The 9155-nt window shown below is 71.6% G+C and carries 9 protein-coding genes; 6 read left to right on the plus strand and 3 right to left on the minus strand.

The features are described from left to right. Both recG and Q7W29_12360 read left to right on the plus strand, forming a co-directional pair. A partial coding sequence (gene recG / locus Q7W29_12355; GenBank protein ID MDO9172609.1) for an ATP-dependent DNA helicase RecG occupies positions 1 to 2043 on the plus strand: 2043 nt, incomplete at its 5' end. A gap of 82 nt (positions 2044 to 2125) precedes the next feature. After that, the gene (locus Q7W29_12360) at positions 2126 to 2533 is read left to right on the plus strand and encodes a zinc-ribbon domain-containing protein (protein ID MDO9172610.1); all 408 of its coding nucleotides are present in this window, start codon (positions 2126 to 2128) and stop codon (positions 2531 to 2533) included. 173 nt (positions 2534 to 2706) lie between these two features. Here the strand turns inward: Q7W29_12360 and Q7W29_12365 are convergent, their stop codons facing one another. Then, entirely contained in the window at positions 2707 to 3147 is a 441-nt protein-coding gene (locus Q7W29_12365; protein MDO9172611.1) for a hypothetical protein, read from the minus strand. Positions 3148 to 3285: 138 nt separating this feature from the next. Here Q7W29_12365 and Q7W29_12370 point away from each other — a divergent pair, with 138 nt between their 5' ends. Then, positions 3286 to 4143 (plus strand): tetratricopeptide repeat protein, encoded by an 858-nt coding sequence (locus Q7W29_12370; GenBank protein MDO9172612.1) that lies wholly within the window; start codon positions 3286 to 3288, stop codon positions 4141 to 4143. Between the two features lie 43 nt (positions 4144 to 4186). Then, positions 4187 to 4975 carry an undecaprenyl-diphosphate phosphatase gene (locus Q7W29_12375; GenBank protein MDO9172613.1) on the plus strand — a complete coding sequence of 263 codons (789 nt, stop codon included), beginning with the start codon at positions 4187 to 4189 and terminating at the stop codon, positions 4973 to 4975. A gap of 5 nt (positions 4976 to 4980) precedes the next feature. Here the strand turns inward: Q7W29_12375 and Q7W29_12380 are convergent, their stop codons facing one another. Next, complete coding sequence (locus Q7W29_12380) at positions 4981 to 5358, minus strand: response regulator (GenBank protein ID MDO9172614.1); 378 nt, start codon at positions 5356 to 5358, stop codon at positions 4981 to 4983. A gap of 158 nt (positions 5359 to 5516) precedes the next feature. On the opposite strand from Q7W29_12380, the gene Q7W29_12385 reads away from it, so the two are divergent. After that, positions 5517 to 6932 carry a DUF4139 domain-containing protein gene (locus tag Q7W29_12385; protein ID MDO9172615.1) on the plus strand — a complete coding sequence of 472 codons (1416 nt, stop codon included), beginning with the start codon at positions 5517 to 5519 and terminating at the stop codon, positions 6930 to 6932. A gap of 366 nt (positions 6933 to 7298) precedes the next feature. Further along, the gene (locus Q7W29_12390; GenBank protein MDO9172616.1) at positions 7299 to 8138 is read left to right on the plus strand and encodes an RNA polymerase sigma factor RpoD/SigA; all 840 of its coding nucleotides are present in this window, start codon (positions 7299 to 7301) and stop codon (positions 8136 to 8138) included. 79 nt (positions 8139 to 8217) lie between these two features. Here the strand turns inward: Q7W29_12390 and Q7W29_12395 are convergent, their stop codons facing one another. Further along, positions 8218 to 8847 carry a YigZ family protein gene (locus Q7W29_12395; protein ID MDO9172617.1) on the minus strand — a complete coding sequence of 210 codons (630 nt, stop codon included), beginning with the start codon at positions 8845 to 8847 and terminating at the stop codon, positions 8218 to 8220. Positions 8848 to 9155 lie beyond the last annotated feature (308 nt).

Raw genomic sequence — 9155 nt, forward strand, 5'->3', positions numbered from 1 at the left:
AAGGGCGTGGGTCCGGTGCGGGCGCAGGCCCTCGCCCGCCTCGGGATCGTCACGGTCGCCGATCTGCTGCGGCACTACCCGCGGACGCACCTGGACCGCAGCCGGGTCACCCCGATCCGGGACCTGCGGGCCGGCGCCGAAGCCACGGTCCTGGGACGCGTGCTCACTTCCGGGGAGCGGCGGTCGCGCCAGGGGCGGACCGTCCAGACAGTCACCGTCGCCGACGGCGGCGGCACCCTGTTCTGCCAGTGGTTCGGCCAACCCTACCTGCTGCGCCAACTGCGGCCCGGCCTCGAGATTCTCCTGGGCGGCCGCGCCCAGATCTACAATCACCGCATGCAGATGGTCCATCCGGATTACGAATTGCTCGAAGGCGAAGGGGCGGCCCTGCACACCGCCAGGCTGGTGCCGATCTACCCGCTGACCACGGGCGTGGGCCAGCACTGGCTGCGCCGGCTGGTCCATGAGACGTTGGCGGCCGTGCGGGACCGCATCGAGGAGACCCTGCCGCCGGCCGTGCGGGACGGGCGCGACCTGACCGGTCTGCGCGAGGCCTTGTGCGGGATCCACTTCCCGGCCGATCACCGGGACCTGGAGGCCGCCCGCACCCGGCTGGTCTACGAGGAGATCTTCCTGATCCAACTGGCCCTGGCTTGCCGGCGGCGGGACTTCGGGGAGCGTCCCGGCCTGCGCCTGGGGCCGCCGGGCGACCTGACCGCGCGGCTGGTCGCGCAGCTGCCCTTCGCGCTGACGCGGGCCCAGCGGCGCGTCGCCGCCGAGATCCTGCGCGACCTGCGCAGCGGCCGCGTCATGCACCGCCTGCTGCAGGGCGACGTGGGCAGCGGCAAGACGCTGGTCGCGGTGCTCGGCGCGCTGTTCATGATCGAGCAGCACCACCAGGCCTTGCTGATGGCGCCCACCGAGGTCCTGGCGCAGCAGCACGGCGAGGTCTGCCGGCGACTCTGCGAACCCCTGGGCGTCAGCACGGCCACGCTCACCGGCTCGACCCCCGCGAAGGAGCGCCGCGAGATCCTGCGGGCCGCCGGGGCGGGGGAGATCGACCTGCTCGTCGGCACGCACGCCCTGGTGCAGGACGGCGTGGACCTGCCGCGCCTCGGCCTGGCGGTCGTCGACGAGCAGCACCGCTTCGGCGTGCGCCAGCGGGGGCGCGCCGGCCGCACCGGCGACGAGATCGCGCCGCACGTGCTGGTGATGAGCGCGACCCCGATCCCGCGCAGCCTGGCGCTGACCCTCTACGGCGATCTCGACCTCTCCGTCCTGGACGAGATGCCGGCGGGCCGCCGTCCCGTGGCGACGGCGACCGTGGCCGCCGCCGACCTGGACGCCCGCTACGCCGGGATCCGCGAGCGCCTGCTCGCCGGGGAGCGGGCCTTCGTCATCTACCCCGTGATCGAGGAGACCGCCGGCCAGGATTTGCGATCGGCTGAGGCCGAGTACGAGCGGCTCGCCGCCGGCCCCTTCCGCGGCCACCGCGTCGGTCTGCTGCACGGCCGGCTGAAGCCGCGCGACAAGCAGGCCGTCATGGCCGCCTTCGTGTCCGGGGAACTGGAAGTGCTCGTCGCCACCACGGTGGTCGAGGTGGGGATCGACGTCCCCGCCGCCACCGCGATGGTGATCCACCATCCGGAGCGCTTCGGGCTGGCCCAGCTGCACCAGCTGCGCGGTCGCATCGGCCGCTCGGACCTGGCCTCGCGCTGCGACCTCGTGCTCGACCGCTGGCTGCCCCCCGACGCCGCCGAGAGGCTGCAGGTCTTCTGCGCCACGCTGGACGGTTTCCGCCTGGCCGAGGAGGACCTGCGCCGCCGCGGTCCCGGCGATGTGCTCGGCGTGCGCCAGCACGGGGCGCCGGTCTTCCTGCTGGCCAACCCCCTGCGCGACCAGGCCGTGGTCGCCCTGGCCGCCGGGGACGCCGCGAGTCTGCTGGCGGCCGACCCCCGCCTCGAGGGCCCCGGCCTGGCGCCCCTGCGGGGGGCGCTGGCCGCCGGCTTCGGCCGCTACCTCGCTCTGACCGCGGCCGGTTGATCGCGACCGGCTGATCGCTACAGGCAGTCAAGCCCGACCGGCCGCTGCCGATGAACCGGGGAGCCCGAGGTCCCCGGAGGTCATGTTGCGCGTCACCTGCCCCAGCTGCCGAACCGACTACGCCGTGCCGGCGAGCCAGGCGCCGCGGCGCCCGTTGCGCCTGGTCTGCCCGGCGTGCGGGCGCGGGTTCCGCCTCGAACCGGAGCCGCGCCGGCCGGCAGCCCCGGCGGGCGACGCGCTGGCGGCCGCCTGGTCCGAGCGGCTGGCCCGCGCCCTGGTCTCCGACATCGTCGTCTACCAGCCCGAACGCCGACGCGCGGCCCTGGAGCGTGGGCGCGTGCTCGAGGAATTCGTCCCGGAGATCGCCGCGGCCTGGCGGCTGCTGCTGGAACTCGCCGGCGACGATCCCGCCCGCTTGGCGCCGGTGTTCCGCGATGCGCTCGACACGCTCCTCGGCGCCGGCGCCCCCGTCGTTCCCGCAGTTCCCTGAAGAAAAGCCCCCGCCCTACTCCGCACCCCCCTGTGCCGGGGCTCCGCATGACGCCGTGACAGGGGTGTCCTAAGGCCCCCTGCGCCAGGAGGGCGCAGGGGGCCTTAGGCCAAGCGCGCCGGGCACACGAGGTGCCCGGCGCGCGTCCCCTGTCACGGCGTCATGCGGAGCCCCTACTCGTTCCAGTGCTGGCTGACGTCGGAGAGGATCGCGTCGATGTGCTGCCGAATCCTCTGGTTCTGATCCGGCTCGAACAACGCCTTCTTCACGCGCCCATCAGCATCCTTCTTGATGTAGCGCAGGGATTTCAGGTCCTCCATCGGCAGCAGGATGTCCTTGCAGACGCTGACCTCCAGGGGGCGCCCGTCGAGGTCCTGCGTGGGGTTGTTGTGCGGGTGCATGCCGAGTCCCCAGCCGTGGGCGACCATGGAGCAGAGCAGCGCGCGCAGCATGTTCTGGCCCTGGACGGTGTCGGGGTCGTACGTGCCCTGCAGGCGCTCCAGGACGCCGTCGACGACGGGCACGAGGCGCTCGACGTGCTCGTGGTCCAGTTCCTGGTGCAGCAGTCGCGCGAACATGTCCTTGAGGATGCGGTCGGTGTTGGTCACGGTCATCGCACGCTCCGGATGGGGGATGGCGTCGGGCCGGCGGAGGCCGGGCGTGACCGATTCATCGGCAGCCGCAGCCGTTTCTTGACGCCCGCCGGCGAACAATTCGTTGACCCGGATCCCGCCGGGTCCTAGTCTGCGCCCATGTCGAATCGGGATCAGGACATCAAGCAGCCCGCCGCGGTCGACGGCCGCGCCGCCGAGGCGTTCGCCCGCGGCCGTTCGGCCGAGCAGCAGGGCGTCTACGACGAAGCGCTGGTCGCCTACCGGGAGGCGCTCGCCGGCGCGCCCGGGCATGCCGAGTGGTGGTACCGCCTCGGCTGCGTGCAGCGCAAGCAGGGGGATTTCGGCGGGGCGCACGAGGCCTTCCGCAAGGCCGTCGACCTGGGCGGGGAGGACAGCCGCGCGCTGACCAACCTCGGCACCGTGCTCGACGAGCTGGGCCGGCGCGCCGAGGCCATGCAGATGTACCTGCGGGCGATCGCGGCCGATCCGCTCAACGCCGACGCGCACCACAACCTCGGCGCGCTCTACGCCGAGGAGGGCCGCCCCCGGGACGCCGTGCGCTGCTTCGAGGCCGCCATCCGCGCCCGTCCCGACGCCGAGGGTTACCTGAATCTCGGCATGGTGCACTTCCGCGACGATGCGTACGACGAGGCCCTGTCATACTTTGAGCAAAGCATAAAGCTGTCCCCGCAAGCGTCTAATGCTCAATATTTTACGGGAATCGTACTGCAGAAGAAGGGGCTGTACCGCGAGGCGGCCGACCGCTTCCGCAAGACCCTGGAGTTGGACAACCGGCTGGTCCGCGCCCACTTCCACCTCGGCACCTGCCTGCGCAAGCTGGAGAAGCACGAGGAGTCCCTGGCTTCGTTGCTGCGGGCTCTGGATGCGTTCCCGGACGACGGGCGCCTGCACTACCAGCTGGCCCTGACCTACGACGCCCTCCTGATGCGCCAGGAGGCCCGCAAGCATTACCGCCTGGCTCGCCAGGAGCGCTGACGCCAGGAACGCCGTTGCCAGGAATGCAGATTCGAGGTGCCCCGTGGAATTCCTGCATGTGATCCTGCTGGCCGTCGTGCAGGGACTCACCGAGTTCCTGCCGGTGAGCAGTTCCGGGCACCTGGTCCTGGCCCAGCACTTCCTGCACGCCTTCGAGGGCGACGTCGCGCTGGACGTGATCCTCCACGGCGGCACGCTCGTCGCGGTCCTGGCGGTCTACTGGCGGGAAATCCGGCGCCTGCTGACCTTCGACGCCGCCGCGGTGCAGTACGTCGTGGCGCTGGTCGTCGGCACCCTGCCCGCGGTCGCGGTGGGGCTGCTGCTGAAGGACCGGGTGGAGGCCCTGTTCTCCGACCCGCGGGCCACGGCCGTCGCCCTGATGTTCACCGGCCTGATCCTGCTGTCGACCCGCGCCGCCCGCAGCGAGTTGCGCCGGGTGCCGGGCGACTGGCACCCCGTGCCGCCGCCGCTGCCGAAGGCGCTGCTCATCGGCTGCGCCCAGGCGGTGGCCATCACCCCGGGCATCAGCCGTTCCGGTTCGACCATCGCCGCCTCGCTCTGGCTAGGGCTGCCGCGCGACGAGGCCGCCCGCTTCAGTTTCCTGCTCGCGGTGCCGGCGATCGTCGGCGCCCTGGTCCTGCATCTTCTCGATGGGGGGCTGCGCAGCCAGGCCGGGCCGGTGGCGCTCACGGCCGGGGCCGTCGTGGCTTTCCTGGTCGGGATGGTCGCGATCCGGCTGACCGCGTTGCTGGTCGTGCAGCGGCATTTCTGGAAGTTCTCGTTCTACTGCCTGCCCCTGGGCGCGGCGATGTACCTGCTGCTCGGCAAGTAGTCCGGTCAGACGCCCACGGGCGCGGTGGCCAGGCGCTGCAACGCGGCGAGCGCGGCGTCCGGGTCGTAGGGCTTCTCCAGCACTTCACGGGCGCCGCGGGCGCGGGCCCGCGCGGCGCCGATGGCGTCGCCGGGCGAGACGACGGCGGCCACGGCCAGGTCGGGATCGCGCGCCAGCAGGGCGCCCAGCAGGCCTTCGCCGACGACGGCGTCCGCCGACAGGTCCACGACCGCGAGGCGGGGCGCCAGCGCGGCCTGCAGATCGAGCGCCTCGGCGGCGCTGCCCGCCTCGACGATGATGGCGATCCCGGCCTCGCGGGCCAGGTCGCCCAGCACGAAGCGCATGAAGTCCGCGTCGTCGACGATCAGCAGGGTGTGACGCAAGACGCCCTCCAGTGGCCGGGGATCGGCCGCGGGGTCGGAACCGCGACCGCGGCGAGGGGTTCAGGCGGCGCCGTCGCGTGGCGGAACCGTGTCGCCGCAGCATCGGCCGGACGGCGGGGCACTTGAGCGCCGGAAACGGAACGTCAAGGGAGGATGCGATGAAGAGGACATGCCTGGGGTTCATCTGTCTCCGGCTCGCCGCGGCCGTCTTCGTCCTGGCGGCGGCCCTGCCCGTCGTCGCGGCGGACGTCCCGGTCGTGCTCAGCGGCGCGGACGACCGCGCCGAGCTCATGCTCACGATCTACAACGAGAACCTCGCCCTGGTGCGCGAGGTGCGGCGGCTCGAGCTGCCGGGCGGCGACGCGCGCCTGGAGTTCCAGGACGTGCCGTCGCAGATCGAGCCGCGCTCGCTGCTCGTCGAGACGGTGGCGGGCAAGGGGATGCTCCTGCTGGAGCAGAACTACGAGTTCGACCTGATGTCGCGCGAGAAGATCCTCGAGAAGTACGTCGGGCGCGAGGTGTCCTGGCTGCAGGAGGACGGTTCGCGCCGCACCGGCACGCTGCTGGGGATGGCGCAGGGACCGGTCTACCGCGTCGACGGTCAGGTCGTCTTCGAGGTGCCGGGACGCCTGGCCCTGCCCGAGCTGCCCGGCGACCTGCGCGCGTTGCCGACGCTGGTCTGGCACGTCCGGGCCGAAGGCGCCGGCAGCCGAGACCTGGGCGTGTCGTACCTGACGCGCGGCGTGTCGTGGTCGGCCGACTACGTCCTGCAGCTGGCCGAGAGCGGCACGTCCGGCGACCTGCAGGCGTGGGTGTCGGTGGACAACCGCAGCGGCGCCACCTACCGCGACGCACAGCTGATGTTCCTGGCCGGGGACGTGCACCAGGCGCCGCCCCCGTCGCGCCCGATCATGTACAAGGCCGCGGAGATGGCCGTGGACATGGCCGGCGGCATGGTCGAGGAGACGGTCTCGGACTACCACATGTACACCTACGGCGGCCGCACCACGCTCAAGGAGCAGAGCGTCAAGCAGCTCTCGCTGTTCACGGCGCCCGACGTCAAGGTGAGCCGCCACTACCGCCTCGGGGGCTCGCCCTCGCTTCGCCACGGCGGCGCAGCGCGGTCCGACCGCGTGGCGGTCTGGCACGTCCTGGAGAACCGCGAGCGGGACGGGCTCGGCCGGCCCCTGCCGGCCGGCGTCGTGCGCGTCTACGGCCGCTCGGCCTCCGGCGCCCGCCAGCTGCTGGGCGAGGACCGCATCGGGCACACGCCGAAGGACGAGACGGTCGAGCTGCTGACCGGCTACGCCTTCGACATCGGCGCCGAGCGGACGCAGACCGACGAGCGGGCGCGCGGCGACCGCTCCCGCGAGTACGCCTACCGGATCGTGCTGAAGAACCACACGGCCGCGCCGGTGACCGTCGAGGTCACCGAGTCCGCGGGCGGCGAGTGGTCGATCCTCGAGGAGAGCCACGCCCACACGAAGGTCGACGCCGACTCGTTCCGCTTCGACGTGCCGGTGCCCGCCGACGGCGAAACAACGTTGACCTACCGTGTCCTGGTGACGTGGTGAGGCGCCTCGCCGGGTGCCGGTGAAGGGTGGCGGACGGGGGGCGAGGCCCCCCGTCCCGCTGACAGCCTGTCCCTCGTAAACAGCCGTTCGCTGACAGATTGTCGAAAACCCCTGTTCGGCGGATTCGCCGCTCCGGGCCCGGTTGGGCCACGCATCTCGTATCTCCTAGCGGTTCATAGCGCTTAGGGATCAGGAGAGAATCGGTTGTTCACCGCCCGTACATGGTACGGGACTTGTATTGTCAAACACTAAAATCACGACCCCACGGATACGGAGAGAAGGACGTCAGTCATGGCTGTGAAAACCGGCAAGACCCCCCGGGACCGCCGACCCGCCGCCCGCGTGAAGCGCGAGAGCGCCCGGTTGATGAGCAATTTGGACCTCTATTTCCAGGAAGTGAAGGCCTTCCCGCTGCTGAGCCGGGAAGAGGAGTGCGAGCTGGCGCGCGGCATCCGCGGCAACGACGGCGTCGCCCTGCACAAGCTGGTCAACTCGAACCTGCGCTTCGTGGTGTCGATCGCCAAGGAGTACGCCCACTACGGCGTGCCCCTGGAGGACCTGATCAACGAGGGCAACCTGGGCCTGCTCAAGGCCGCCCAGCGCTTCGACGAGACGCGCGGCTACAAGTTCATCTCCTACGCGGTGTGGTGGATCCGGCAGTCGATCCTGGCCGCGCTGGCCAACCACTCGAAGATCGTGCGCATGCCGCTGAACCGCGCCCGCGTGCTCAACCAGATCAAGCGCGTCAGCAGCGAGCTGCAGCAGGACCTGCGCCGCAAGCCGCTGCCCGAGGAGATCGCGGCCCGTCTCGGCCTGTCCCTCGACGAGGTCAAGGACACCCTGCCGCTGATGCAGGACAACTTCTTCCTCGACGACTACGTGGGCAACGACGAGGACTCGACCTACCTCGACTTCCTCGAGGACACGCGCAGCAAGACGCCCGACTCGCGGGTCCTCGAGGAGGACCTCATGGAGTCGATCGAGCGCATGCTGTGCGACCTCAAGCCGCGCGAGGCCCGCGTGCTGCGCATGTACTACGGCCTGGGCGCCGACAAGGAGATGACCCTCGAGGAGATCGGCCAGATCATGGGCCTGACCCGCGAGCGCATCCGCCAGATCAAGGAGGAGGCCTTCGAGAAGATCCGCAATTCGAAGACCTTCCGGTACATGCACGACTACCAGGACATGCGCGACATGACGGCTTGACGGATCAGGCGAGCGAGACGAGTGCAGTAGCTTCGAAAAAGTTCCGGCCGTGCCCCCCGAGGCGCGGCCGGTTCTCTTTTCAGCCATTCACCTGCTCGCTGCGGACCCGCCCCTGGCCGAGCGTCGCGAGTTCGCGCGTGAATTCCTTGCCGCGCGCCGCGGGCACCCAGACGGTCCAGGCCACGCCGGCGCCGAACTCGGCGTCGTCGCGGCGGCCGCCGCAGTGCCCGAGCAGGTACTCGATCCTGCCGACCAGGTCGTAGGGGAAGTCCAGGCGCAGGCGGACGCCCAGCGGCACCACCAGCCGCGGCGCGGCGGCGAGGGCCGCCTCCGCCGCCTCCCGGTAGGCGCGGCCGAGGCCGCCGGTGCCCAGCTTCACGCCGCCGAACCAGCGCACGACCACGATCGCGGCGTCGGTGATCCCGGCGTGGCGCAGCACGCCGAGGATCGGCTCGCCGGCGGTGCCCGCCGGTTCCCCGGCATCGCTGCGCAACTGCTCCGGGTGCTCGCCGTGACCCAGGCGGCAGGCCCAGCAGACGTGGCGGGCATCGTGGTGAGTGCGGGCGATCCCGGCCACGAGCGTCCTGGCGGCGGCCGCGTCCGCCACGGGTCGGGCCGTCGCCAGGAAGCGCGAGCGCTCGACCCGGATCTCGGCCTCGCCGTCGCCGGCGAGCGTGGTGTAGGCCGTGGCGGGCGTGTCGGGGGCCATGCGTCCTCCCCTGGCCAGTGAGCGATCACGACGGTCGCGATACGGCCGTCGCCGCCTGGATCATAGCGCGCATCCTCATTCCCGGCAACACGTTGGATGATTCGAGGCCTGGCACCGTCCTTGCATCGGTGGCGGCATCGAGTACGGAGTACGACGACGCCAGCGGAGGTGCGATGAAGTCGAGACGGCTGAAACGGCGGCTGCCGGGCCTCGCCGCGTGCTGCCTGGCGGCGGCCGGCGTGTTGCTGGCCTGCGCGGTGTCCGCGCGCGCCGGCGGCGTCCTGCGTTCGTCCCTCGACCGTCCCGAC

It is taken from the genome of bacterium (genome assembly GCA_030654305.1).
GTDB lineage: Bacteria > Krumholzibacteriota > Krumholzibacteriia > LZORAL124-64-63 > LZORAL124-64-63 > PNOJ01.